This is a genomic window from Streptomyces sp. NPDC003016 (genome assembly GCF_053591455.1).
In genome coordinates, this window is the sequence record NZ_JBSFTV010000016.1 from 43,645 (window position 1) to 67,529 (window position 23,885).

Annotated in this window: 23 protein-coding genes; 15 read left to right on the forward strand and 8 right to left on the reverse strand. The window is 72.0% G+C overall.

What is annotated here, in order from left to right:
- The first annotated feature begins 12 nt into the window (after positions 1-12).
- Together ACWDZ4_RS15930 and ACWDZ4_RS15935 are read left to right on the forward strand one after the other, a co-directional pair.
- The gene (locus ACWDZ4_RS15930) at positions 13-987 is read left to right on the forward strand and encodes a helix-turn-helix transcriptional regulator (RefSeq protein WP_451508984.1); all 975 of its coding nucleotides are present in this window, start codon (positions 13-15) and stop codon (positions 985-987) included.
- A 350-nt stretch (positions 988-1,337) separates the two neighbouring features.
- Positions 1,338-1,553, forward strand: a complete 216-nt coding sequence (locus ACWDZ4_RS15935) for an I78 family peptidase inhibitor (RefSeq protein WP_451508985.1) — start codon at positions 1,338-1,340, stop codon at positions 1,551-1,553.
- A gap of 152 nt (positions 1,554-1,705) precedes the next feature.
- Here the strand turns inward: ACWDZ4_RS15935 and ACWDZ4_RS15940 are convergent, their stop codons facing one another.
- Positions 1,706-2,737, reverse strand: a complete 1,032-nt coding sequence (locus ACWDZ4_RS15940; RefSeq protein WP_451508986.1) for a phosphatase PAP2 family protein — start codon at positions 2,735-2,737, stop codon at positions 1,706-1,708.
- A 432-nt stretch (positions 2,738-3,169) separates the two neighbouring features.
- Here ACWDZ4_RS15940 and ACWDZ4_RS15945 point away from each other — a divergent pair, with 432 nt between their 5' ends.
- Positions 3,170-4,903, forward strand: a complete 1,734-nt coding sequence (locus ACWDZ4_RS15945) for an MFS transporter (protein ID WP_451508987.1) — start codon at positions 3,170-3,172, stop codon at positions 4,901-4,903.
- An 84-nt stretch (positions 4,904-4,987) separates the two neighbouring features.
- Entirely contained in the window at positions 4,988-6,187 is a 1,200-nt protein-coding gene (locus ACWDZ4_RS15950; protein WP_451508988.1) for an acyl-CoA dehydrogenase family protein, read from the forward strand.
- Positions 6,188-6,200: 13 nt separating this feature from the next.
- Here ACWDZ4_RS15950 and ACWDZ4_RS15955 read toward each other — a convergent pair whose 3' ends face one another.
- Complete coding sequence (locus ACWDZ4_RS15955; RefSeq protein WP_451508989.1) at positions 6,201-6,641, reverse strand: cell division protein SepF; 441 nt, start codon at positions 6,639-6,641, stop codon at positions 6,201-6,203.
- Between the two features lie 302 nt (positions 6,642-6,943).
- On the opposite strand from ACWDZ4_RS15955, the gene ACWDZ4_RS15960 reads away from it, so the two are divergent.
- From ACWDZ4_RS15960 to ACWDZ4_RS15975, 4 genes are all read left to right on the forward strand, one after another.
- On the forward strand, positions 6,944-8,182 hold the full coding sequence (locus ACWDZ4_RS15960; RefSeq protein WP_451508990.1) for a DUF5685 family protein: 1,239 nt from the start codon (positions 6,944-6,946) through the stop codon (positions 8,180-8,182).
- A gap of 61 nt (positions 8,183-8,243) precedes the next feature.
- Positions 8,244-9,044 (forward strand): DUF1684 domain-containing protein, encoded by an 801-nt coding sequence (locus ACWDZ4_RS15965; protein ID WP_451508991.1) that lies wholly within the window; start codon positions 8,244-8,246, stop codon positions 9,042-9,044.
- Positions 9,045-9,374: 330 nt separating this feature from the next.
- Positions 9,375-10,277, forward strand: coding sequence for a S1 family peptidase (locus ACWDZ4_RS15970; RefSeq protein ID WP_451508992.1), 903 nt, complete (start codon positions 9,375-9,377; stop codon positions 10,275-10,277).
- 324 nt (positions 10,278-10,601) lie between these two features.
- Positions 10,602-11,684, forward strand: coding sequence for a S1 family peptidase (locus ACWDZ4_RS15975; protein WP_451508993.1), 1,083 nt, complete (start codon positions 10,602-10,604; stop codon positions 11,682-11,684).
- A gap of 96 nt (positions 11,685-11,780) precedes the next feature.
- On the opposite strand, the gene ACWDZ4_RS15980 is transcribed toward ACWDZ4_RS15975, so the two are convergent.
- The 3 genes from ACWDZ4_RS15980 to ACWDZ4_RS15990 all read right to left on the reverse strand — a co-directional run bounded on the left by ACWDZ4_RS15980 (position 11,781) and on the right by ACWDZ4_RS15990 (position 14,915).
- The gene (locus ACWDZ4_RS15980; protein WP_451508994.1) at positions 11,781-12,803 is read right to left on the reverse strand and encodes a DUF3533 domain-containing protein; all 1,023 of its coding nucleotides are present in this window, start codon (positions 12,801-12,803) and stop codon (positions 11,781-11,783) included.
- 187 nt (positions 12,804-12,990) lie between these two features.
- Positions 12,991-13,995 carry a lytic polysaccharide monooxygenase auxiliary activity family 9 protein gene (locus ACWDZ4_RS15985; protein WP_451508995.1) on the reverse strand — a complete coding sequence of 335 codons (1,005 nt, stop codon included), beginning with the start codon at positions 13,993-13,995 and terminating at the stop codon, positions 12,991-12,993.
- Between the two features lie 215 nt (positions 13,996-14,210).
- The gene (locus tag ACWDZ4_RS15990) at positions 14,211-14,915 is read right to left on the reverse strand and encodes a response regulator (RefSeq protein ID WP_451508996.1); all 705 of its coding nucleotides are present in this window, start codon (positions 14,913-14,915) and stop codon (positions 14,211-14,213) included.
- A 143-nt stretch (positions 14,916-15,058) separates the two neighbouring features.
- Between ACWDZ4_RS15990 and ACWDZ4_RS15995 the strand changes: the two genes are divergently transcribed.
- The 6 genes from ACWDZ4_RS15995 to ACWDZ4_RS16020 all read left to right on the forward strand — a co-directional run bounded on the left by ACWDZ4_RS15995 (position 15,059) and on the right by ACWDZ4_RS16020 (position 20,698).
- The gene (locus tag ACWDZ4_RS15995) at positions 15,059-16,042 is read left to right on the forward strand and encodes a Bug family tripartite tricarboxylate transporter substrate binding protein (RefSeq protein ID WP_451508997.1); all 984 of its coding nucleotides are present in this window, start codon (positions 15,059-15,061) and stop codon (positions 16,040-16,042) included.
- Positions 16,039-16,575: a tripartite tricarboxylate transporter TctB family protein gene (locus tag ACWDZ4_RS16000; RefSeq protein ID WP_451508998.1), complete on the forward strand. Its 537-nt coding sequence runs from the start codon at positions 16,039-16,041 to the stop codon at positions 16,573-16,575. Before ACWDZ4_RS15995 ends, ACWDZ4_RS16000 begins: the two co-directional genes overlap by 4 nt.
- A gap of 3 nt (positions 16,576-16,578) precedes the next feature.
- Positions 16,579-18,078: a tripartite tricarboxylate transporter permease gene (locus ACWDZ4_RS16005; RefSeq protein ID WP_451508999.1), complete on the forward strand. Its 1,500-nt coding sequence runs from the start codon at positions 16,579-16,581 to the stop codon at positions 18,076-18,078.
- Entirely contained in the window at positions 18,075-18,578 is a 504-nt protein-coding gene (locus ACWDZ4_RS16010) for a GNAT family N-acetyltransferase (RefSeq protein ID WP_451509000.1), read from the forward strand. The genes ACWDZ4_RS16005 and ACWDZ4_RS16010 overlap by 4 nt, the downstream gene beginning before the upstream one ends.
- Before the next feature lie 277 nt (positions 18,579-18,855).
- Positions 18,856-20,013 (forward strand): methyltransferase domain-containing protein, encoded by a 1,158-nt coding sequence (locus tag ACWDZ4_RS16015; RefSeq protein WP_451509001.1) that lies wholly within the window; start codon positions 18,856-18,858, stop codon positions 20,011-20,013.
- A 376-nt stretch (positions 20,014-20,389) separates the two neighbouring features.
- The gene (locus tag ACWDZ4_RS16020; RefSeq protein ID WP_451509002.1) at positions 20,390-20,698 is read left to right on the forward strand and encodes a hypothetical protein; all 309 of its coding nucleotides are present in this window, start codon (positions 20,390-20,392) and stop codon (positions 20,696-20,698) included.
- A 6-nt stretch (positions 20,699-20,704) separates the two neighbouring features.
- Here ACWDZ4_RS16020 and ACWDZ4_RS16025 read toward each other — a convergent pair whose 3' ends face one another.
- The gene (locus tag ACWDZ4_RS16025; protein ID WP_451509003.1) at positions 20,705-21,193 is read right to left on the reverse strand and encodes a DUF402 domain-containing protein; all 489 of its coding nucleotides are present in this window, start codon (positions 21,191-21,193) and stop codon (positions 20,705-20,707) included.
- Positions 21,174-22,094: an N-acetyltransferase family protein gene (locus tag ACWDZ4_RS16030; RefSeq protein WP_451509004.1), complete on the reverse strand. Its 921-nt coding sequence runs from the start codon at positions 22,092-22,094 to the stop codon at positions 21,174-21,176. The genes ACWDZ4_RS16025 and ACWDZ4_RS16030 overlap by 20 nt, the downstream gene beginning before the upstream one ends.
- Before the next feature lie 70 nt (positions 22,095-22,164).
- On the opposite strand from ACWDZ4_RS16030, the gene ACWDZ4_RS16035 reads away from it, so the two are divergent.
- Positions 22,165-22,539, forward strand: a complete 375-nt coding sequence (locus ACWDZ4_RS16035; protein ID WP_451509005.1) for a GntR family transcriptional regulator — start codon at positions 22,165-22,167, stop codon at positions 22,537-22,539.
- A 145-nt stretch (positions 22,540-22,684) separates the two neighbouring features.
- Here the strand turns inward: ACWDZ4_RS16035 and ACWDZ4_RS16040 are convergent, their stop codons facing one another.
- The gene (locus tag ACWDZ4_RS16040) at positions 22,685-23,794 is read right to left on the reverse strand and encodes a DUF5925 domain-containing protein (protein ID WP_451509006.1); all 1,110 of its coding nucleotides are present in this window, start codon (positions 23,792-23,794) and stop codon (positions 22,685-22,687) included.
- Positions 23,795-23,885: the final 91 nt, after the last annotated feature.

The following is a 23,885-nucleotide window of genomic DNA, read 5'->3' on the forward strand; positions in this document are numbered from 1 at the left end:
AGACTCGCCCTCATGTTGGAGACTTCGGCACGCCTGCTGCGCCTGCTCTCGCTGCTCCAGGCCCACCGGGAATGGACGGGGCCCGGCCTGGCCGAACGGCTCGGCGTCACCCCGCGCACCGTGCGCCGCGACGTCGGCCGGCTGCGCGAGCTGGGCTACCCCGTCGACGCCAGCCCCGGCACGGGCGGCGGCTACCGGCTCGGCGCCGGCGCCGAACTGCCGCCGCTGCTGCTCGACGACGAGGAGGCCGTGGCCGTCGCGGTCGGTCTGCGCACCGCCGCGGGACAGGGCATCGATGGCATCGGCGAGACATCCGTACGGGCCCTGGCCAAGCTCGAGCAGGTGCTGCCCGGACGGCTGCGCCGCCGCGTCGGCGCGCTCAACGCCTTCACCGTCCCCATGCTGCGCGGCCCGCAGGCGTCCACCGTCGACGCCTCGGTGCTGACGGAACTGGCCAACGCCTGCCGGGACAGCGAGCGGCTGCGCTTCGAGTACCGCGACCACGGCGGGACCTCGTCGCGCAGGACGGTGGAGCCGCACCGGCTGGTGTGCACCGAGCACCGCTGGTACCTCGTCGCCTGGGACCTGGACCGCTCGGACTGGCGTACGTTCCGGGCGGACCGGATCACCCCTGCGCCGCCGCACGGCCCGCGCTTCGTGCCGCGCGACCCCCCGGCCGGGGACCTGGCGGCATACGTCTCGAAGGGCGTGTCCACCGGGGCGTACGCCGCTACGGCGGTGGTCCGGCTGCGGGTGCCGCTGGAGGAGGCGGCCCAAGTGGTCTCGCCCAGCGCCGGCGCTCTGGAAGCCGTCGACGCGCACAGCTGTCTGCTGCGGACCGGGGCGGCGAGCCTGGACGTGCTGGTCATTCACATCATGTTGACGGGCTTCGACTTCGAGGTGGTCGAGCCGCCGGAACTCACCGAGCGGATCAGGTCGGCCCGTGACCTCCTGGCGCGCGCTCTGGGGCCGGACGCACCGGGGTGACCGGCTCGGCGGCGTCCGTCTCCGTCCCGAACCGCGCGGTGCGGATTCTGTGCGGGAACCGTGAATTCGCTACGGACAGTGAGCTTTCCCGGCGGGCTCGTGGGGGCAATTGCGGGGAAGCGCCCACGAGGTTCCGGGAATGAATTCTGAACCTGTTATCGGGTGATCATTCGCGAGGAGCGTAATTCGCATCCCGACGCGCGGCACGCTCCTTTCGGGTGAAGGAGTTCATGCCAAACGCCTGTCCTGATCCTGTGACACAAGTGTGACCGCTGAGGTATCAGGGACGGTGACACACGGCTCGGGCCGCGGGCTTCCTTCCCCGCTCCAGGCGGCCTACGGTGAGTCCCATGGCATCCGTACCGACCCCTTCCGCACAGCCCGACGACGCTCCCGAGTCCTACGTCGGCCTCGACGCGGCCGACGCGGAGCGGCTGGCCCGAGACCGGGGCTGGAGCACCGTCCGGGCGTTGCCGCCCGGCTCGATCATCACCATGGAGTACGTGACGGGGCGCCTCAACTTCGAGGTCGAGAAGGGCGCCGTCATCCGCTGCTGGCAGGGCTGACCGCAGACACGCGAAGACCCGGACACGCGAAGGCACCGGGCACGGTGAAGGCCCGGACACGGTGAAGGCCCCGGCCGGCTCCAGAGGAGCCGGCCGGGGCCTTCACGCGCGGGGGAGGCTGTGCGTACCGTCCCCGCGGGTCCTGCGGTGGGTCAGCCGCCGGCCACCGGCCGGGGCGACGTCCCGGGGCGGGCCGCGCCCGCACGGTCGGCGTGCGGCGGGCGGCGGCTGCCGGCCGGTGTGACCGGGGTCCGCTCCGAACGGGCCGTGTGCGGCCGCGGCGTGAGGTGACCGGTGGTCCTGGCGCCCGTGGCGCGGTTGCCGCTCCCGCTGCCCGCCCCCACCGGCTCGCGGGCCGGCTTCTCGTCCGGGGCGGCGGGATGGCGGTCCGCGAAGGGCGCCGGCGCCAGGCGGCCGCCGGCCGGAGCGGGTTGTGCGGCGCCGAGCCTGCGACGTCCGCGCCAGGCCGCGCGCACCGCGAAGATCCAGGCCTCGGTGCGGCCGATCAGCGGCTCGAACCAGGGCAGGCTCAGCAGGATCAGCAGCCCCGCGGCCCAGCCGAGGAGCACATCGCTCAGCCAGTGGGTGCCCAGGTAGACGGTGGTCGCGCCGACGCCCAGCGCGACCACGGCGGAGAGCACCGACAGATGGCGCCGGGCCCGCGGGGTGGTGGCCAGGTAGGCCAGGATGCCCCAGGTCACCACGGCGTTCGCGGTGTGGCCGGAAGGAAATATATCGCCGCCCGCGAACATCTCGGCCGAGCCGATCTCCGTCGCGTAGTGCGGTCCGAGGCGGCCGAGGCCCAGCTTGACGGCGCCCACCGTGACGTTCAGCAGGAGGAGCGCGGCTCCCAGGGCCAGCAGCGGGCGCAGCGTGTGCTGGCGCCAGGAGCGCCAGCCGAGCCAGGCGGCCACCATCACGGCGGTGGGCCCGCGCTGGCCGAGCACCACGAAGTAGTCGAGGAAGGGATGGAGTTCCGGCCACTGCTCGTACGGCCGGAACAGCATCACCTTCCAGTCGAGGGCCACGAGCCAGGACGTGATCAGCACGGCCCAGACGATGGCGATGTAGAACGCCAGCGTCGAACCGAAGAGGACCGTACGGGTACGGCTCATCCCGGGGATCTCTATCTTCGGCGGCTCCGGTTCCCGGTCCAGCCGGGCAAAGATTCGGTCGGTACGCACTGAATCGACGTTACAGCGGGTGAGTGACAAGCCCGGCCCATCCGGCATCTTTGTGATGACGATGTGATGTGGGGTGCGTCTCATCGGGGAGTTTATCCCGGCCGTCCCAGGAAAGCGGAGCGGCCTTGTGTCCTATTGATTCGGAGGGTCGCGCGTAAGAGTGAATGTGCGCCGACGAATTCGGTTCACCGGAACTCAACGCGGAATTTGCCGCCCGCTCATGAAGGAATCAAGATCAAAAACAGGCCCTGCCGCGTGGCGCACACCACACCGCGTCCGCCGCCCCGATGAGAGGTGCACCACGTGGCACATGGGTGAACTCGCGTACTCTGACGGCTCGCTCGCCCGTCGATGCCGGGCCCCGCGGAGGCGTTGGACACGCCGTCCCCGCCGGTCCGCCGAGCGCGAGGGATTCCACTGGGAGGTACGTACATGTCAGGGACGACCACGGCCGGAGCACAGCGGTCTGCGGACGCCCCCCGGCATCGGCCGGACCTGACAGCCGTCGCCGGCAACCGCTGGGCCGTACTGGTCGTCCTGTGCGCCAGTCTCCTGCTGGTCGCCCTCGACGCGACGATCCTGCACATCGCCGTCCCGGCCGTCTCCGAGGACCTGCGCCCCGGCGCGATGGAACTGCTCTGGATCGTCGACGCCTATCCGCTGGTCTGCGCCTCGCTGTTGATCCTCTTCGGCACGCTCGGCGACCGCGTCGGCCGTCGTCGCGTCCTGCTGCTGGGTTACGGACTCTTCGGCGCCGCGTCCGCGCTCGCCGCCTCCGCCGACACCCCGCACGTCCTCGTCGCGGCCCGCGCCCTGCTCGGCGTCGGCGGCGCGATGATCATGCCCGCCACGCTCTCGATACTCCGTCACACCTTCCCCGACCGGCGCGAACGCGCCGCCGCCATCGGCATCTGGACCGCGGTCGCGGCCATCGGCGCCGCCACCGGACCGGTGCTCGGCGGCTTCCTCATCCAGCACTTCTGGTGGGGTTCGGTCTTCCTCGTCAACATCCCGCTGATGGCGCTGATCCTGCCGGCCGGCCGCTGGCTGCTGCCCGAATCCCGGGGGAGCGGCCAGGGGGCCTGGGACGTGCTCGGCGCGCTGATGGCGGCGGCCGGTGTGCTGGGCATGGTCCTCGGCGTGAAGCGGGCGGGCGGCGGCGAGGGGATCGCCGACGCCGGGACGCTGCTGCCGCTGCTCGTCGGCTCCGTACTGCTCGTCCTCTTCGTACGGCGGCAGAAGACGCGGGCGCATCCGCTCATCGACGTGACGATGTTCGCCAGGCCCGCCTTCTCCACCTCCGTCGGATGCATCGTCCTGGCGATGCTGGCGCTGGTCGGCCTGGAGCTGATAGCCGTCCAGTACCTCCAGCTGGTGCTCGGACTGAGTCCGCTGGAGACCGGGCTGCGGCTGCTGCCGCTGACCTTCGCCGCGATGGCGGCCGGCGTCACCGGTTCGTACACCCTCCGGCGGCTCGGCCCGCGCGCCATGGTGTCGTTCGGCTTCGCGCTGACCGCCGCGGCCGTTCTCGTGCTGACCCCGATGGGACAGCACGACCGGCCCGCACTCCTGGCCGCCGGCTTCGTGCTGCTCGGCTTCGGGCTCCAGACCACGCTCTTCGGCGCGTACGAGTCGATGCTCAGCGAGGCCCCGGCCGAGCACGCGGGCGGCGCCGCCGCCATCGGCGAGACCTCCTACCAGCTCGGCGCCGGCATGGGCATCGCGCTGCTCGGCAGCGTCATGAACGCCGCCTACGCGCCCGGGGTCACCGCGATCCCCGGGGTCTCCCCGGCGGACAGCGCGGGCGCGGCGAACTCGCTCGGCGAGGCGTACACGGTCGCGTCCCGGCTCGGCGGAGCCGCCGGTGACGCGGTGCGTTCCACGGCGCGGCACGCCTTCGTCCACGGTCTGCACGTGACGCTCTTCGTCAGCGCGGGCCTGCTGCTGCTCGGGGCGCTGGCCGCGCTGAGACTGCCGCGGCTGATGGACTGCGGGGCGTGCGGACCGGAGAAGGGGACGGACCGCCCGGCGCCGGACGCCCGGGTGCCCGGCCCGCAGCACCCCGGCCACCGGCAGTCCGCTCACCAGGAAGCCGGACCCCGGGTGAAGGTCCCGGCGCGCCGGGAGCCCCGGGAACGGGCCGGGTCTGGACGGGCCGCGCGCTGACCCCGTAACGTCGGCGGCGAACAGTAACTAACACTGCTAGTTTTACGCAGCACCGTGAGCCGAGCAGCCGCCGGAGGGCCAGGAATGTCCGTCACTTCGAAGCTTCAGCAGCTTCCGTCGTTCGACCCCACCGACCCGATCGGCATCGACGATCTGCTGGCACCCGAGGACCTCGCGATCCGCGAGACCGTACGGTCCTGGGCCGCCGACCGCGTCCTGCCGCACATCGCCGACTGGTACGAGCGCGGCGAGCTCCCCGGCATCCGCGAACTGGCCCGCGAGCTCGGCTCGATCGGAGCCCTCGGCATGTCCCTGGAGGGTTACGGCTGCGCGGGCGCGTCCGCCGTCCAGTACGGCCTGGCCTGCCTGGAGCTGGAGGCCGCCGACTCCGGCATCCGCTCGCTGGTCTCCGTACAGGGCTCGCTCGCCATGTACGCGATCCACCGCTTCGGCTCCGAGGAGCAGAAGCAGCGCTGGCTGCCCGGCATGGCCTCGGGCGAGATCATCGGCTGCTTCGGGCTGACCGAGCCCGACCACGGTTCCGACCCGGCGGGGATGCGGGCGTACGCCAAGAAGGACGGCGGCGACTGGGTCCTGACGGGCCGCAAGATGTGGATCACGAACGGGTCGGTGGCGGGCGTCGCCGTCGTCTGGGCGCAGACCGACGGCGGCATGCGCGGCTTCGTCGTGCCGACCGACGCTCCCGGCTTCTCGGCGCCCGAGATCACGCACAAGTGGTCCCTGCGCGCCTCGGTCACCAGCGAGCTGGTCCTGGACGAGGTGCGGCTGCCCGCCGACGCCGTACTCCCGGGCGTCACCGGTCTCAAGGGGCCGCTGAGCTGTCTGAGCCACGCGCGGTACGGAATCGTGTGGGGCGCGATGGGAGCGGCCCGCGCCAGCTTCGAGGCCGCGCTCGACTACGCGAAGACCCGCGAGCAGTTCGGAAAGCCGATCGGCGGGTTCCAGCTCACCCAGGCCAAGCTCGCCGACATGGCGGTCGAACTCCACAAGGGCATCCTGCTCGCCCACCACCTGGGGCGGCGCATGGACGCGGGGCGCCTGCGGCCCGAACAGGTCAGCTTCGGCAAGCTCAACAACGTGCGCGAAGCGATCGAGATCTGCCGTACGAGCAGGACGATCCTCGGGGCCAACGGCATCTCGCTGGAGTACCCGGTGATGCGGCACGCGACGAACCTCGAATCGGTGCTCACCTATGAGGGCACCGTCGAGATGCATCAGCTCGTACTGGGCAAGGCGCTCACCGGCCTGGACGCCTTCCGGTGAGCGGCCCCGCCCATTAGCTCTGGTTGAAGAAACCGTGCGTGTCGCGGCCCGCCGCCTCGCCGCTGACGACCTCGGTGTCGGCGGGGCTCAGCAGGAAGACCCGGGTCGCGACGCGCTCGATCGAACCGCGCAGACCGAAGGTGAGACCGGCGGCGAAGTCCACGATGCGCTTGGCGTCGGAGGGCTCCATGGACGTGAGGTTCATGATGACCGGGACGCCGTCCCGGAAGAGCTCGCCGATGGCACGCGCGTCCCGGAAGCCGTCCGGGGTGACCGTGGCGATCCTGGGGCCCTTGTCCCCGGCCGGTTCGGAGGCCGCCCGGACCCGCGGGTCCGTGACCCAGGGCTCGGCTGTCTCGTTGTTTCCCTCGGCGTACTCGTCGTCGTAGTAGCGGTCATCGTCGCTGTCCTCGACGAGTCCGAGCCAGGCACTGGCCTTGCGCACCGATCCCATGGGACGCCTCCTTTCACCGCGGTCGTGTCTGTGTTCCGCTCCCCCTATGGTCGTCCATCATGCGGATTACGCGCCAAGTGGATAGTCGCCGCGCAGGTGATTCGTGACGGTACTGGTGCAGAACTTGTGGCGATTCGTCAAGGTTCCCACTGCGTAAGGCTGCTGACAGGGTGAAAAATAGGACCGTCGGGCCACATGGGTGACGAGGGGGACGGACGGGTGAACAGATGCCCGCTCCGGCGCCCTCGAACCACCTCGATACGATGCGGGGCGCACCGTCGAACGACACCTGGGGAAACGCCGTGTTCGGAATCGTCAGGCCCTGCAGCCACCGGCTCCCGGCGGGACTCAGGACCGAGTGGATGGCCCATCTCTGCGGGCTCTGCCTGGCACTTCGCGGTGACCACGGGCAGCTCGCCAGGGTCGTCACCAACTACGACGGGCTCATTGTCTCGGTCCTGACGGAGGCTCAGTCCGAACGCATCACGGGGTGGCGGCGCACCGCCGGCCCCTGCCCGCTGCGCGCGATGCGGACCGCGCCCGTCGCCCGGGGCGAAGGGGCCAGGCTCGCGGCGGCCGTCTCGCTGGTCCTGGCTTCCGCGAAGGTACGGGACCACGTCGCCGACCGGGACGGGGTGTTGGCGCGCAGGCCGGTGGCCGCGGCCGCGCGCCGGGTCGCCGCCGGCTGGGACCGGGCGGGCGCGCGTACGGGCGCCTCACTGGGCTTCGACACCGCGTTGCTCGTCGACGCGGTCGACCGCCAGGCCGGCATCGAGGCGCTGGCGGGCCCCGGCACCTCCGTCCTCGCGGTCACCGAACCGGCCGAGACGGCGACCGCGGCGGCCTTCGCGCACACCGCCGTACTCGCCGGGAAACCGCAGAACGCGGCGCCGCTCGCGGAGGCGGGGCGCCTCTTCGGGCGGCTCGCGCATCTGCTGGACGCCGTGGAGGACCAGCGGGCTGACGCTGCGTCGGGTGCGTGGAACCCGCTCACCGCGACCGGCACCGGGCTCGCCGAGGCGCGCCGGCTGTGCGACGACGCGGTGCACGGCGTACGGCTGGCGCTGCGCGACACGCAGTTCACGGACGCCGAGCTGGCGCACGTCCTGCTGGCGCACGAGCTGGAGCGGTCGGTGGACCGGGTTTTCGGGACGACGGCCTGCGGCCATCAGGGACAGGCACAGGCGTACGGAACGCCGCCGCCCATGTCCGGGAACGGCGGCGGGGGACCGTACGGCTCGAACAATCCCTACGGCGGCGGTCCCGGGATGCCCGGCGGCGGCCCCGGTGGTCCTGGGGGCCACGGCGGTCCTGGTGGCCCCGGCGGAATGCCGCCCGGTTTCACGGGTGAGCCGCGCAGGCCCGGCAGGCGGGGCTTCTGGGCCGGCTGCGCGGTCGCGGTCGGGCTGTGCTGCACCTGCAAGTGGTGTTGCGCTTCGGAGTACGAAGGGCCCTGGTCCAGGAAGAAGCGTGAGGGCTGCTGCCACACGTGCGAGTGCGAGAACTGGACCTGCCACTGCAACTGCGACTGCTGCGACTGATGACGTCGGCGGCGTCCCGGGCTCCCCGTGCCCGCGGCGCCCGTGTGGAAAAGTCGGGCGCATGAGCACAGACCCCCAGCAGGACTGGCAGGACTGGCAGCACTGGCACGAGCAGCGCGTCGAGACGGTCTCCGGGCCGTACGGTCCGCTCTCGCTCACCGGCACCCACTGGCTCTCCGACTACCCGGAAGGTCGGATTTCGGCCGTACCGGGGAGGTGGACGGCCGACGGCGACGAGGTGGTCCTGACCGCCGCGCCCGAGGACGGGATCACCGTCGACGGACAGCCGCTCACCGGTGGGGCCAGGCTGACCGCGGACACCGGGCCGATCCCGGAGTCCCGCGTCGCGGCCGGCGGGCGGCGGCTGGTCGTGCTGCGCCGCGAAGGGCTGTGGGCGGTCCGTGTCTTCGATCCCCGGTCGCCGGCGCGGCGCGCCTTCGCGGGCCTGGAAGTGACGCCGTACGACGCGAAGTGGGTGCTTCAGGGCCGCTTCCGTCCGTACGGGGAAGGGCGTACCACCCTCCAGGTCGAGAACGCGGACGGGCGCGAGCGCGGGCTGGGTCTCGCCGGGGAGATCGCCTTCGCGATCGACGGCGTCGAGTACACGCTCCAGATCGCGGTCGAGGACGACGGCTCGCTCTGGGCGGTCTTCGCCGACGCGACCAGCGGGGACAGTACGTACCGCTTCCGCTTCCTGCGGCCGCCGGCGCCCGCGGCCGACTCCACGGTGACCGTCGACTTCAACCGGGCGCTGCTGCCGCCGTGCGCGTTCGCCGACCACTTCATCTGCCCGTTCCCGCCGCCGGGCAACACCTTGCCGGTGCCGGTCCCGGCGGGGGAGAGGAACCGGATCGACCGCTGACCCGTCCCAGGACCGGAGCGGCGCGTACGGAGCGGCGCCGCACGGAACGACATCGCACGGAACGGCGTCGCCCGGCGCGGCATCACGCGGAACGCCGCGCCGGACACCGCGCAGCCCCGTCGGCCCCAGCGCTGCCGGGGCCGCCTGTCGTGGTCTCCGGTCGGCCGAAAGGCGCCCTTGCGCGGGCAGGTTGGCGCCCCGAATACTCCCGAACAGCGCTTGTCAGGGGCACACCTTGTCCGGAATCCGAATGACGGGTTCACTGACTGCGCCTCACGGGCCCGTATCACTTCACGGGCGGGCCCCCTACTTCCCTCGGGAGGACGAAAAGTGAGGAACAGGCGCACCACCCCCCGCAACGGCGTGGCGAGACGATCCCGCCTGACCGCCATCGCCGCAGGACTCGTCGCCACCGCCGCGCTCGCCGTACCGAACGCCAGCGCCGACACGGCCCGTACGTACAGCGCCGACCAGCTCTCCTCCGCGAGTGAGGCGGTCCTGGAGGCCGATGTCGCCGGCACCGCCTGGCACATCGACAAGGCGACCGACACCCTGGTCGTCACGGCCGACAGCACCGTCTCCGGCGCCGAGATCGCCGAGATCAAGCGGGAAGCCGGGACGAACGCGGGTGCCCTCCGCGTCGAGCGGACCCCCGGCAAGTTCTCCAAGCTCATCTCCGGCGGCGACGCGATCTACGCCACCAGCTGGCGCTGCTCCGCCGGCTTCAACGTCCGCAACACCGCGGGCACCTACTTCTTCGTGACCGCCGGTCACTGCACCGACGGCAACCCGCCCTGGTACACCGACTCCGCCCGCACCACGAGCATCGGCCCGACGGCCGGCTCCAGCTTCCCCGGCAACGACTACGGCCTCGTGCGGTACGCCAACACCTCGGTCCCGCACCCCGGCACCGTCGGCAACCAGGACATCACCAGCGCGGCCAACGCCACCGTCGGCATGTCCGTCACCCGCCGCGGTTCCACCACCGGCACCCACAGCGGTACCGTCACCGGCCTCAACGCCACGGTGAACTACGGCGGCGGCGACATCGTCTACGGCATGATCCGCACCAACGTCTGCGCCGAGCCCGGCGACAGCGGCGGCCCGCTCTACTCCGGCACCCGTGCCATCGGTCTGACCTCGGGCGGCAGCGGCAACTGCTCCTCCGGCGGTACGACCTTCTTCCAGCCGGTCACCGAAGCCCTGAACGCGTACGGCGTCAGCGTCTACTGAGAAGAAATCACTCCGGAAGGCCGGCCGCGACCGGCAGCAGACGAGTCCCCGCCCGGCCGACCGGGCGGGGACTCGCCGTCGAGTGGACGAATACCGGACAGGGGCGCTTCTCACGCGTTGCCGCCCAGATGGTCGCATCCAGTGTTCGCGAACGCGACCGACTGGGCAGAACTCGGAGAGTAAAGACATGGCGGGCGCGCGGAGGTCGTCGTGTGCGCGTCCTGAAGTCGGTTCTGTGTGCCACCGATCAGCCTCGGAATGGTGGGCGCACCACGGCCCTGCCCCCCACCTCGCAGGGCCGAACCCCCCACAGGAGGTCATTACGTGAAGCACCGACGCACATTCAAGCGGCGCGTGGCGATGGCGGGAGCCGGAGTCGCGGCGCTGATGACAGCCGGAGTCACCTTCCAGACTGCGAACGCCAGTGACGAAACCCCTCGACACACCGTCAAGAAGCTGACCGCGACGGGGGCCGAAAAGCTCGCCTCCGACCTCCAGTCGACCCTGGGCGACAACGCGGCCGGGGCGTACTACGACAGCGAGTCCGAGGAACTCGTGGTCAACGTCATGAACGAGACGGCGGCCCAGAGCGTACGGAAAGCGGGCGGCAAGCCCAGAATCGTCAAGAACACCCTGGCCGAGCTGAGCGCCGTACGGTCCGCGCTCACCGGCAAGGCCACCGTCCCCGGCACCGCCTGGACCACCGACCCGGTCACCAACAAGGTGGTGGTGACGGCCGACCGTACGGTCGAGGGCGACGCGTGGGCGAAGCTGGAGAAGGCCGTCCGCGCGTTCGGCCAGAAGGCCCTGCTGAAGAAGTCCGCCGGAGAGTTCAAGCCGCTCATCGCGGGCGGCGACGCGATCCTCAGCGGCAGCGCACGCTGTTCGCTCGGCTTCAACGTGGTCAAGGGCGGCGCGCCCCACTTCATCACGGCGGGCCACTGCGGCAAGGCCGGCAGCCAGTGGGCGGACTCCAAGGGCGGCGCGCTCGGCACGATGGCCGTCTCGACCTTCCCCGGCAACGACTTCGCGCTCGTCAAGTACGGCGACGGGGTGGAGCACCCGAGCGAGGTCAACCTCTACAACGGCAGTACGCAGCCGATCACCCGGGCGGGCGAGGCGATCGTCGGCATGGCGGTGCAGCGCAGCGGCTCCACCACCGAGGTGCACGACGGCAAGGTCACCGCGCTGGACGCCACCGTGAACTACGGCAACGGAGACGTCGTCAACGGGCTGATCCAGACCACGGTCTGCGCCGAGCCCGGCGACAGCGGCGGCTCGCTCTTCACGGGCGACACGGCGATCGGCCTCACCTCGGGCGGCAGCGGCAACTGCACGGCGGGCGGCGAGACGTTCTTCCAGCCGGTGCCGGCGGCGCTGAAGGCGCTGGAGGCGGAGATCGGCTGAACCCCGGGTCCTGGTTCCGGTACTGGCCCGGCCGGCCGGAGCCCCGTCCGGTGCGCTTGCGTACCGGACGGGGCGCCGCCCCGGATCCGGTGGTCCTCAAGTGCCGGGCGGCGGGGAGTCGACCGTGTCCGGTCTGCGCAGCGAGGCCATGATCAGGGTGATGACGCTGCCCGCGATCGCCCAGATGCTGAGGACCTGAAGCGGTCCGGAGACCGCGTTGCCCTGGAAGTACGCGATCGAGCGCGCCGCCCAGGTGCCCGCACCCGGCGGCAGGGCGGGGCCGATCGTCTCCCAGAAGGGCGGCAGCATCGGCAGCGGGAACGCCCCGCCCGCGCTCGGATTGCCCGCGATCACGACGAGCAGGACGGCCAGACCGATCCCCACGACGCCGGTGAGCGCCTGGAGGGCGAGCGTGATCGCGCCGACGGAGAAGACGACCAGGGAACCGAGACCCCACAGGGCCATGATGCTGCCGGGCAGAGCGTCGAGAACCGGGCCGACGATGATCGCGCCGCCGAGCCCGCCCGCGATCGAGTAGAGCGCCATGACGCCGAGTCTGATCACCGCGCGCTCTCTGTTGGCGGGCCGGGAGCCCGCGCTGATCGCCAGGATCGAGGCGCAGAGGTAGCCCCCGACGCACCACCCCACGACCAGGTAGAAGGCGGAGAGGCCGTCGAAGTCCCGGTCCGAGGCCGGGGCCACGTCCACGGTTTCCACGGTGCGCTGCTGGGACGCCTCGACCTGGGTGGCGAGCGCGGTCAGGGCCGAGGAGAGCACGGTGCCTCCGCCGGAGGCGACCAGCAGGGTGTCGGTCTTCGAGGCGGGGGAGACGATCAGGGCGCCGTCGATCTCACGGTTCAAGATCTGCCGTCGGGCGGTGGCCTCGTCCGCGACCGTGCGCGGGTCCAGGGGGTCGCCGGGCAGGCCCTGGAGCCGGTCGACGAGGCGCGCGGCCGACTGCTCGGGTGCGACGACGCCGAAGGGAACGTTCCGGGGCTTCGGGCTGTGCAGTGCTCCCACGTAGGACGTGATGAAGAGCAGTTGCAGGGCGAGCACGCCTATGACGAGCAGTGCGGCCCGTGGCGTGACGGCGGTCTTCACCTCGTCGACGAAAGTCATGCCCCCACGCTCGGGGGCACCCGGCGTTCGCGCAGGCGGGGCTGGGCCGATCGGCTGAAACTACGGCGCTGCCGGCCGACGGCTGCCACAGGGCTGCCGCCCCCGCCCGGGAAACGAGGCGGGGGCGGCAGCAGTCATAGAGGCCGGCCGAGCCGGAGCCGGGGCGGGGGCCGGAGCCGGGGCCGGGTCAGCGGCGGGTGGTCTTGCGGCGGACGGCGCCGAACATCACCGCGGCACCGACGGCGAGCGCGGCGGCGCCGCCGATCGCGATGTACGGGGTGGTGCCGTCGCCACCGGTCTCGGCCAGGTTCTCGCCGGCAGCGGTGACCGGCTGCGCGGCGCCGGTGCCGTTCGCCTCCGGCGTGTTGGCGGCCTGGCCGGTGGCAGGCCGGGAAGCGTCTTCACCGGTGTCTTCACCGGTGTCCGCACCGGTCTCCTGACCGGTGGCCGGGGCCGTCACCTCTGCGCCGGTCTCGTGGTCGTCGTCACCGTGGCCGTTGTGCTCCACGGACGACTCGTCGGCGCCCGACCCGCCGGTGTCCTCGCCGAAGACCACGTCGGAGCAGGTGTAGAAGGCCTCGGGGCTGTCCGAGCGCTGCCAGACGCTGTAGACGAGGTGCCGGCCCGACTTGTTCGGGACCGTGCCGTCGAAGACGTAGTCGCCGTTCTCCATCTTCGGGTCCGTGACGTCGGCGAAGGGCTTCTCCTCCAGGTCGGACCACTTCAGCGGTTTCGTCGGGTCGTAGCCGTCCTTGGTGAGGTACAGCTCGAACGAACCCTTGTGCGGAGCCGTGCCCTTGTAACGGAAGGTGTGCTTGCCGGCGGCCAGCTTCGACGACGGCCAGTCGGCACGCGGCAGGTCCAGGCCCTTGTACTTGTCGTTGCCGGCGCTGCACAGCTCGCCGTCCGGGATCAGCTGCTTGTGGTTCCCGGCGGCGTTCGCGATGTTGACCGCGTTCCAGTCGTAGAACGCCTGCACACCGCCGGCCGCGACCGCCGCCCTGCACGCCGCCGAGTCGGGGCTCTCCGGTCCCTCCGCGTAACAGGCCGACACCCGGGAGACCGGGTCCGTCATCGAGCCGTGGGCGGAAGCCGGAACGGCCGACAGGGCGGTCAGCGCGAGCGGCGCGATGCCGAGGGCGGCGATTACGGCAGCCGTGCTGCCCTTGCGGTCCGTGCGACGAGCGGTCATCGGGTCGTTCTCCTTGCGGTGGGGACACATGGCGCACGGGGCGGGGACCGGGTCCGGCGGCGCGGCCCCCCGAAAACAAGCGGCGCCGACGGACTGAACTCCGCCCCGGCGATCAGCACGCTAGCCCCCGGAAACAGCGAAATCCCCCGCCCGGGGCGGGGGACCGCGATCCTTATGGTGCCTTTAAGGACCCACTCAGCGCTCGTTAAGAACCGTCAGCCGATCCACCGGTAGCGGCGCTCCGGCCGCCCCGTCCCGCCGTACCGCAGCGTCACCTCGGCGCGGCCCGTGTCCGCGAAGAACTCCAGATAGCGGCGCGCGCTGACGCGTGACAGCGATCCGGACTCGGCGCACTCGGTGGCGGAAAGGCCCGAGGGGTGCTCGCGCAAGGCGCGCTCGACCAGCTCCGCCGTGGGCGTCGCGAGGCCCTTCGGCAGCTCGCGCGAGCCGGGCGGGCGGGGCCCGAAGATCCGGTCGACGTCCGCCTGGCGCGCCTCGCCCCGCTCGGCGAGTTCGTCGAAGCGGGTACGCACCGACGCCACGTGCCGCAGCTGCTCCTGAAGGGCCGCCCGGTCGAACGGCTTGATCAGATAGTGCAGGGCGCCGGCCCGCAGTGCGGCCCTGATGACCCCGGCATCGCGGGCGGCCGTGATGAACAGCGCGTCCACGGTGTACCTGTCCTCCGTGGACGCGGCCCGCTCCTCCGCCGCGCGCAGCTCACGCAGCACACTGATCCCGTCCATGTCGGGCAGATATACGTCGAGCAGGACCAGATCGGGACGGAGCCGTTCGGCCGCGCGCAGCGCCTCGGCGCCGCTGTGCGCCACTCCGACGACCGTGAAACCGTCCATCGCGGACACGCAGCGGCTGTGCAGCTTCGCGACCATGAAGTCGTCGTCCACCACCAGCACCTTGGTCACCGCGCAAGGCTAGGGCGCGACCACAACGACCACAACGTCCGTTGATTGCGGAAGGGAGACAGCTTGTCGACGTGCGGGCAGCATGTGGGCCACTTCACGAATTTCCCTGAATCCCCAGTTCAAACGGACAGGTGGTGGCCCAGGTGCGCGTGCGCACTCCCCTCTCCCTGCTCGGGGCGGCACTGCTGGTACTGGTGGGGCCGCCGCTGCTCACGACAGGCAGCGGCGCCGACACCGGCACGCAGATCCCCGGCCTGCGCTTCATGGTTCCCAATACCCCCGGCGGCGGCTACGACATCACGGCCCGCACGGCCGCGAAGAACGCCGAGGACGCCGGCCTCACCCACAACATCGAGGTGTTCAACCTGCCGGGAGCCGGCGGCACCGTCGGTCTCACCCGGCTCGTCGGCGAACACGGCAACGGCAAGCTCGCCATGTCGATGGGGCTCGGTGTCGTCGGCGCCGTCCACACCAACAAGTCGCCCAGGACACTGGGCGACACGACACCGATCGCCCGGCTCACCGAAGAGCAGGACATCGTCGTCGTCGGCAAGGACTCCCCGTACAAGACCATCGACGACCTCCTCGCCGCCTGGAAGAAGGACCCCGCCGAGCTCCCCGTCGGCGGCGGCTCCTCACCCGGCGGGCCCGACCACCTCGCGCCCATGCTGATGGCGAAGGCGGCGGGCATCGAGCCCAAGTCCGTCAACTACATCCCGTTCGACGGCGGAGGCGAGCTCCTCGCCTCCATCCTCGGCAACAAGATCGCCTTCGGCGTCTCGGGCGTCGGCGAGTACCTCGACCAGATCAAGTCGGGCGAGCTGAGGCTCCTCGCCGTCACCGGGCCCGAGCGCGTCGAGGGCCTCGACGCCCCGACCCTGCGCGAGTCGGGCCTCGACACCGACTTCACCAACTGGCGCGGCATCGTCGCGCCGCCCGGACTCACCGACGCCGAGCGCGACAAGCTCGTCGCGCTGATCGAGAAGCTGCACGCCTCGCCCGAGTGGCAGGCGTCGATGGAGAAGAACGGCTGGGACGACGCGTTCCTGACCGGGGAGGCGTTCGGCGACTTCCTGGACGAGCAGGACGAGCGCGTGGACTCGGTACTGAAGGAGCTGGGGCTGTGACGACCGGAACCGAAGCCGGGACCCCCGCGCCAGCCGGCCGCGGCGGGTGGCTGCGCGAACACTCCGAAATCGGCGTCGGCGTGCTGCTGTTGCTGCTCGGTGGTCTCGTCCTCACCGACGCCCTCACCATGGACGTCGACCTCACCCAGCGCGGACCCGTCGGGCCGAGGACCGTCCCGGTCGTCGTCGGCGTCGCCCTGCTGCTCGTCGCCGTACTCCTCGCCGTCGACGTCCTGCGCGGCGGCCGCGGCGAGGCCGAGGGCGGCGAGGACGTCGATCTGAGCGAGCCGGGTGACTGGCGTACGGTCCTGCTCCTCGCCGGGGTCTTCCTCGGCAACGCGGTTCTCATCGACCCGCTCGGCTTCCCGGTCTCCGGGGCCCTGCTCTTCTGGGGATCGGCGTACGCGCTGGGCAGCCGCCACTACGACCGCGACCCGCTCATCGCGGCCGGCCTCTCCCTCGTCACCTTCTTCGTCTTCGACAACCTGCTCGGAGTCCCGCTCCCCGGTGGCCCCCTGATGGAGGTGCTCTGAGTCATGGACTCCCTCAACTCCCTCCTCGACGGCTTCGGCACGGCCCTCACCCCCGTCAACCTGCTCTGGGCGGCCGTAGGCGTCCTGCTCGGCACGGCCGTCGGCGTCCTGCCCGGCATCGGCCCCGCGATGGCGGTGGCCCTGCTCCTCCCGGTCACGTACGGTCTCGAACCCACCGGCGCCTTCATCATGTTCGCGGGCATCTACTACGGCGCGATGTTCGGCGGCTCCACGACCTCCATCCTGCTCAACACCCCGGGCGAGAGCGCGGCCGTGGTGGCGGCCATCGAGGGCAACCCGATGGCGAAGGCGGGACGTGGCGCGCAGGCGCTGGCGGCCGCCGCCATCGGCCACTTCGCGGGCGGCATGATCGGCACGATCCTGCTGGTGGCCCTCGCCCCGGCCGTCGCCTCACTGGCGGTGGACATCGGCGCGCCGGACTACTTCGCCATCATGGTGCTGGCGTTCATCGCCGTGACGTCCGTGCTCGGCTCGTCGCGTATCAGGGGCGCGGCGTCGCTGCTGATCGGTCTGACCATCGGTCTCGTCGGCCTGGACCGGATGACCGGCCAGCAGCGTCTCACCTTCGGCTCGCTCCAGCTCGCCGACGGCATCGACGTGGTGATCGTCGCGGTCGGCCTCTTCGCGATCGGCGAGGCGCTGTGGGTCGCCGCGCACCTGCGGCGCTCGGCCGCCGAACCCATTCCGGTCGGCCGCCCCTGGCTCGGCAGGGCAGACGTGAAGCGCACCTGGAAGCCCTGGCTGCGCGGCCCGCTGATCGGTTTCCCGTTCGGTGCGATCCCGGCCGGCGGCGCGGAGATCCCGACGTTCCTGTCGTACGTCACCGAGAAGCGCCTCTCGAAGCACAGGGAGGAGTTCGGCCAGGGCGCCATCGAAGGCGTGGCGGGACCGGAGTCGGCGGCCTCGGCCTCCGCCGCCGGCACCCTCGTCTCGATGCTGACGCTCGGCCTGCCGACGACGGCCGTCGCCGCCGTCATGCTGGCCGCCTTCCAGCAGTACGGCATCCAGCCGGGACCGCTCCTCTTCGAGCGCGAACCCGACCTGGTGTGGGGCCTGATCGCCTCGCTCTTCGTCGGCATGGTGCTGCTGCTCCTGCTCAACCTGCCGCTGGCGCCGCTGTGGGCGAAGCTGCTGCGCATCCCGCGCCCGTACCTCTACGCCGGCATCCTCTTCTTCGCGGCGGTCGGCGCGTACGCGGTGGGCGGCGAGGCGCTGGACCTGGTGATCCTGCTGGTCATCGGCCTGATCGGATTCGGCATGCGGCGGTACGGGCTGCCGGTGCTGCCCGCGGTGATCGGCGTCATCCTCGGCCCGGCGGCGGAGCAGCAGGTGCGGCGCGCGCTCCAGATCAGCGACGGAAGCGCGACGGGACTGGTCGACACGCCCTTCTCGGTGACGGTCTACGCCGTGATCGTCGTCCTGCTGGCCTGGCCCTGGCTGAAGAAAGCGGTGAAGCGCGGCCGCCGTAACGTGTCGGCATGACCGACGACACCGTCCGCCCCGCCACCTCCGCCGACGTACCGGGGGTGAAGGCCGTGACCGACGCGGCCTACCACCACTACATCGAACGGATCGGCGTGGTGCCGGCCCCGATGGAAGCCGATCACGCGGCGAACGTCGCGGCGGGGCGGGTGTTCGTGACGGGTGACCCGGTGCGGGGCGTCCTGGTGCTCGTGCCCGGGGCGGACCACCTCTTCCTCGACAGCATCGCGGTCCACCCCGACGCCCACGGGCGGGGGGCGGGCCGCCGTCTGCTGGAGTACGCCGACGCGCACGCGCTCTCGCTCGGGCTGCCGGAGGTGCGTCTCTACACGAACGCCAAGATGTGGGAGAACCAGAAGCTGTACCCCCGGTTCGGGTACGAGCTGGTGGAGCGGCGGGTGGAGGGCGTGTACGACCGCTTCCACTACCGCAAGCGGCTGCCGCCGGCGCCGACGGGTCAGGAGCCGCCGAGCCCGGACGCCCGGCGCTCCGACCACTGAGTCAGGCCGTCGAGCGTGGCCCGGTGCAGCTCCCAGAGGATGCGCAGGGGCGACGCCGGGGGGCGGGCCCGAGCGTCGGACCGTGCGAGCGCGAGATCGTCGTCGGCACAGCGACGGGCACCTCCTCGACCTGCTGACGCTGTGCGGCTGCTACCAGGCGGTCGGCTTCCTGGCACGGGCCGCCCGCCTCGCCCGGAACCGGGCGCTCCGGTGTTCGCGGACCACGCGCCCGGCTGATCGCCGGTGACTGTCAGTGGTGGCTGCGACGATCGGACGCATGACGACGATCGACTGGGACGCGACCGCGGACTCCTTCGACCAGGAGCCGGACCACGGGCTGCTCGACCCCGCCGTGCGCGGGGCGTGGGCGGCGAGGATGAGGGCGTGGCTGCCGCAGGACGGGCCGGCCGAGGTGCTCGACCTCGGCTGCGGTACGGGCAGCCTGTCCCTGCTCGTCGCCGAACAGGGACACCGGGTGACCGGGATCGACCGCTCACCCCGGATGGTGGACCTCGCCCGGATCAAGCTGGCGGGAACGGCAGCGGCCGAGGTCCTCGTCGGGGACGCTTACCGGCCGCCGGTCGGGGAGCGGAAGTTCGACGTGGTGATGGCCCGTCATGTGCTGTGGCTGCTGCCGGACGCGGGCGCCGCCCTGCGGCACTGGTGCTCGCTGCTGAGGCCCGGCGGGCGGCTGCTGCTGATCGAGGGGGTGTGGGACGGCGCGGGCATCCCGGCGCGTGAGGTGACCGACGCCCTCGCCCCGCTCGCCCCGCACGTCCAGTACGAACGGCTTTCCGGCGACCCGTCCCTGTGGGGCCGTACCGTCGACGACGAGCGTTACGCCGTGGTGGCCCGTCCGGACCGCCCGGCTCCGCGCCCCCGCCACACCGAAGTGGTCGACGTGCACCTGATCCTCCGCCGGGGCGACGAGGTGCTGCTCGCCCGCCGTGCCGGCACGGGGTACGCGGACGGCCTGCTGAACGGGCCCTCGGGGCACGTGGAGGACGGCGAGGACGTCCGCGCGGCGATGATCCGCGAGGCGGGGGAGGAGATCGGCATCACGCCGGCCCCGGACGACCTGCGCGTGGCGCTGGTCATGCAGCACCGCGCGCCGGGCGGTGACCCCAGGACGGGCTGGTTCTTCGAGGTGCGGTACGGCGCCGGCGGCGAGCCGTACAACCGGGAACCGGACAAGTGCTCCGAGCTCGCCTGGCACCCCCTGAGCGCCCTGCCCGCCGACATGGTCGCCTACTGCCGCGCGGGCCTCGACGCGTACCGGGCGGGTGAGCGCTTTGTGGTCCACTGGCACGAGGACGGCGACTCCATCGCCTACGACGAGAAGGGCCGGTCGCGAGCGATCCACCTTCCGGCGACGGGCACACCGGGCACACCGGGCACACCGGGTACGGCAGGTGCGGCAGGTGGGTCGTCATGAGGAAGCGTGTGCGCGCGCCCGCCGTTCTGCTGTTTCCGCCGGTGCTCGGTGCCTGCGGTACGGAGAAGGCCGCCGCTTCTGCGCCCGCCGAACCCGAGGCGCGGGCCGGGGAGTCGGTCCTGGAGCTGATCCACGTGACCGGGGTGTCCGGGTACGAGCTGGCCGAGCAGTCCGTCGGCGTCATCGGGAACGACGGTTTCCCGGCCGCGTACTTCTCCCCGGGGAGCGGCGGACAGATACAGCTGACAGCCGACCGGGGGAAGCTGGACGAGGCGAACTGCACCACAGTGCCCACGGGGGCGGAGACAGGGACGGGAACGGGGACGGGGGCGGAGACGGGAACGGGGACGGAGTCCGGGCCCGGCGGGGGAGGCGAGTGCGAGCGGGACGGCGACCACTGGTACCGCGCCGCGCCTCGGGCACCTCGCACGCGTACGCGCGGGCGTACGACGGGCATGTGGTGCGGGTCGGCGCCGACCGGGGCACCGTGGACCGCGACACCCTGCGGCGGGCCGCCGAGAAGGCGCACCGGGCGGACGACCGGGAGCCGGACGCGGTCCTCCCGGAGCGCGGCGAAGGCACCGGCGCGGACGAGATGCCCGAGCGCGGCGACCTGCCCCCGGTGGGCGACCTGCCCCCGGTGGGGGACGGCGCCCCCGGCAACGACATGGGGGCGACCGGCTGAGTCCCCTCAGTGGCTGAGCGCCTCGGCGAAGGCCGGGCCGCTGCGGGCGAGGGCTTCCAGGGCGTCGAGGGTGCGAAGGGCCTCGGCCGCCGCCTGCGGATCGTGGTCCGCCAGGCCGCTCGCCTCGAACTCGTCCTCGTCCATCCGCAGGACGGTGGAACCGTCCGCCGACAGCCACAGGTCGAGGTCCAGGTCCTCGACCTCCACCCGGCCGTCCCCCACGACCGCCGGACGCGTCACGTCGCAGTACCAGCCCTTCAGCGTGCCGTCCGCCGTCCTGACCTCCTTGACGGCGTACCACCGGTCCCGCCAGTAGTGCTCCGTGAAGACGTCACCGGGCTCGAACCGTACGAAGCCGAAGTCCCGTACCCCCGGCGCCGCCCACGGCGCCCGCACCACCAGGTGGGTGCCGTCGTCGAAGACCACGGACGCCGGGTAGCGGATCTTCGTACGGCCGGCCTTGACGAGGGCTATCTCAACCGAGCTCGTGGACATGGCGTACCTCCGAGGCGCAGATCCCGTATCCGAACCACTTGTTGACGGCGAGCATCGGACCGTTGTCCGTGTCGTTGCTGGTGTACGCGTCCGTATAGCCGGCGGCGCGGGCGCGGTGCAGCGAGTCGGTCTTGGCCAGCTTCGCGAAGCCCCGGTCGCGGTGGGCGCGCACGGTGCCCGTCATGCCGGACCAGTAGCGGGTGCGGCCGTCCGTGTGGGCCGCGGTGAACGCCGCGACCCGCCCGTCGGCCACCACGACCGTGGAGAGGCCGTGGTCGAGGAGCGGATGGTTCCAGGTGTGGTTGATCCAGTCGTCGTAATCGGTGAAGCCGGTGCTGATGTCGCTCGGTTCGTCGGCGGTGGCCTCCGCGTCGGCCTCGAACATCGGCCGCGGGTCGTCCAGGAAGTCCGCGGCGGTACGGAGCTCCACCCCGGCGGGGAGCGGCTGCCGCCGGGGGAGCGGCCCTTTCGCCAGGTCGAGGCGTTGGAAGTGCAGGGAGCGGGTCGGCCGGTAGCCGCGCTTCTCGGCGAACGCGCGCGATGCGGGCACGTCCGCCACCCGGGCGTGGACCGCCGTGGCGCCCTCCGCGCCGAGATGCTCCTCGGCCGCGCGCAGCAGCAGCGACCCCGCGCCCCGGCCGCGGTGGCCGCGGTGGATGTACGGGGTGACGTACGCCTGGCCCGGTTCGGCGCTGTCGTACGCGATACCGGCGAAAGCCGTGCCGATGACTTCACCGCCCCGCTCGGCCACCAGCATGCGCATCTTCTTGGCGGGATGCGCGGTGCTCCGTTCGAAGGCCACGGACGCAGGGGTCACGACCATGAAGGGGACGGTGGCGCGGCGCACCCCGATCCAGGCGTCGGTGTCGGCAGCCGTGAAGTCACGGACGATCAGTGTCATGGAGCGGCACGTTACGCGTGGGACGTGTTCCGGTGCCTCCCCATTTCCGGTGGTGGGAGACAATCGGACCGTGACCTTGAAGATCTCCCTTGACGCGGACTCCGGCAGCGCTCCGTACGAGCAACTGCGCGCCCAGATCTCGGAACAGGCCCGCGCCGGTGCGCTGCCGGTGGGCTACAGGCTCCCGACCGTACGCGGCCTCGCGGAGCAACTGGGCCTTGCCGCGAACACCGTCGCGAAGGCGTACCGCGCGCTGGAGGGCGACGGGGTGATCGAGACGCGGGGGCGGAACGGGACGTTCGTCGCGGCGGCGGGGGACGCTGCTCGCCGGGAGGCGGCGGGGGCGGCGCAGGCGTACGCGGAGCGGGTCCAGCGGCTGGGCCTCGGCCGGGCGGAGGCGTCGGCTGCGGTCGAGGCGGCGCTCCGGGCGGCGTACGAGGCGTAACGGGGTGCGATGCGCGGTGCGGTGGAGTGCGGGGTGCCGCTGTGCGGGGCTTGTTCCCCGCCTCGCGCCGCCCCGCGCCTTCCCGTAACCGGGGCGGAACCCCGGCCGGGAAGGAGAGGGGCGGGGCGGGGGAAACCGCCGGAGGCTACAGGTAGAGGCCCGCGTCCGGGCCCTCGTGCTGCGCCGGGACCGACGCCGGGCCGCTGCCGCGGCGCAGCGCGTACAGCTCCGCCAGCGTCGCACCGTCGCGGCCGACGGCCTCCTCCAGGCCGTGGGCCTCCCCACCGAGCCAGCCCACCGCCTCCGCGCGCGTCAGCGAGCCGACTTCGATGCGCGCCATGCAGCGCCCCGGCCGCACCACCGCCGGATGGAGGCGCTCCAGGTCCTCGTTGGTGGTGACGCCGACCAGGACGTTCCTGCCCTGTCCGAGCAGCCCGTCCGTCAGGTTCAGCAGGCGGGAGAGCGCCTGGCCCGCCGTGTGCTTCGCCTCGCCCCTGATCAGCTCGTCGCAGTCCTCCAGCAGGAGCAGCCGCCAGCGCCCCTTCGCCGAGCCGTCGTCCTCGCCGATCGCGATGTCCATCAGATAGCCGACGTCGTTGAAGAGCCGCTCCGGGTCCAGTACGCAGTCGACCTGGCACCAGTCCCGCCACGAGCGGGCCAGCGTGCGCAGCGCGGACGTCTTGCCCGTACCGGGCGGGCCGTGCAGCAGGAGCAGACGGCCCGCGATGTCGTCCGGTGTCACCTTCATCAGCCGGTCCATGGCGTCGGCCACCGGCGCCGTGTAGTTGGACCGCACCTCGTCCCACGTACCGGCGGCGATCTGCCGGGTGGTGCGGTGCGGGCCCCGGCGCGGGGAGACGTACCAGAAGCCCATCGTGACGTTCTCGGGCTGCGGTTCGGGCTCGTCCTGCGCGTCGTCCGTCGCCTGCTTCAGGACCTTCTCCGCGAGGTCGGAGGTGACGGCGGTGACGGTGACGTCCGCGCCGCGGGTCCAGCGGGACACCAGCAGCGTCCACCCCTCGCCCTCGGCGAGGGTCGCGCTGCGGTCGTCGTCGCGGGCCGCGCGCAGGACCTTCGCGGACGGCGGGAGGAGGGTGGCACCGGGTTTGACGCGGTCGATCGACTTGCTGTGGGAGTACGGCTGTTCGCCCGTCGCGAAGCGGCCGAGGAACAGCGCGTCGACGACGTCCGACGGCGAGTCGCTGTCGTCGACGTTCAGCCGGATCGGCAGAGCGGCCTCAGGGTGTGCGGACATGGCGCTCATGATCCGGCACGGGGCCGTCCCGTGCACCCGGGTTTCATACGTTCATCCGTTCCACGGAGCGGCGTGCCGTTACGTGCCTGTT

What these genes read in the sequence shown, in the direction of transcription:
- ACWDZ4_RS15930 (WP_451508984.1), top strand. Translation starts at nt 13, where the DNA reads ATGTTGGAGACTTCGGCACGCCTGCTGCGCCTGCTCTCGCTGCTCCAG.
- ACWDZ4_RS16040 (WP_451509006.1), bottom strand. Translation starts at nt 23,794, where the DNA reads ATGTCCGCACACCCTGAGGCCGCTCTGCCGATCCGGCTGAACGTCGAC.
- ACWDZ4_RS15965 (WP_451508991.1), top strand. Translation starts at nt 8,244, where the DNA reads ATGAGCACAGACCCCCAGCAGGACTGGCAGGACTGGCAGCACTGGCAC.
- ACWDZ4_RS16010 (WP_451509000.1), top strand. Translation starts at nt 18,075, where the DNA reads ATGACCGACGACACCGTCCGCCCCGCCACCTCCGCCGACGTACCGGGG.
- ACWDZ4_RS16005 (WP_451508999.1), top strand. Translation starts at nt 16,579, where the DNA reads ATGGACTCCCTCAACTCCCTCCTCGACGGCTTCGGCACGGCCCTCACC.
- ACWDZ4_RS15945 (WP_451508987.1), top strand. Translation starts at nt 3,170, where the DNA reads ATGTCAGGGACGACCACGGCCGGAGCACAGCGGTCTGCGGACGCCCCC.
- ACWDZ4_RS16025 (WP_451509003.1), bottom strand. Translation starts at nt 21,193, where the DNA reads ATGTCCACGAGCTCGGTTGAGATAGCCCTCGTCAAGGCCGGCCGTACG.
- ACWDZ4_RS15980 (WP_451508994.1), bottom strand. Translation starts at nt 12,803, where the DNA reads ATGACTTTCGTCGACGAGGTGAAGACCGCCGTCACGCCACGGGCCGCA.
- ACWDZ4_RS15955 (WP_451508989.1), bottom strand. Translation starts at nt 6,641, where the DNA reads ATGGGATCGGTGCGCAAGGCCAGTGCCTGGCTCGGACTCGTCGAGGAC.
- ACWDZ4_RS16015 (WP_451509001.1), top strand. Translation starts at nt 18,856, where the DNA reads ATGACGACGATCGACTGGGACGCGACCGCGGACTCCTTCGACCAGGAG.
- ACWDZ4_RS15935 (WP_451508985.1), top strand. Translation starts at nt 1,338, where the DNA reads ATGGCATCCGTACCGACCCCTTCCGCACAGCCCGACGACGCTCCCGAG.
- ACWDZ4_RS16030 (WP_451509004.1), bottom strand. Translation starts at nt 22,094, where the DNA reads ATGACACTGATCGTCCGTGACTTCACGGCTGCCGACACCGACGCCTGG.
- ACWDZ4_RS15950 (WP_451508988.1), top strand. Translation starts at nt 4,988, where the DNA reads ATGTCCGTCACTTCGAAGCTTCAGCAGCTTCCGTCGTTCGACCCCACC.
- ACWDZ4_RS15985 (WP_451508995.1), bottom strand. Translation starts at nt 13,995, where the DNA reads ATGACCGCTCGTCGCACGGACCGCAAGGGCAGCACGGCTGCCGTAATC.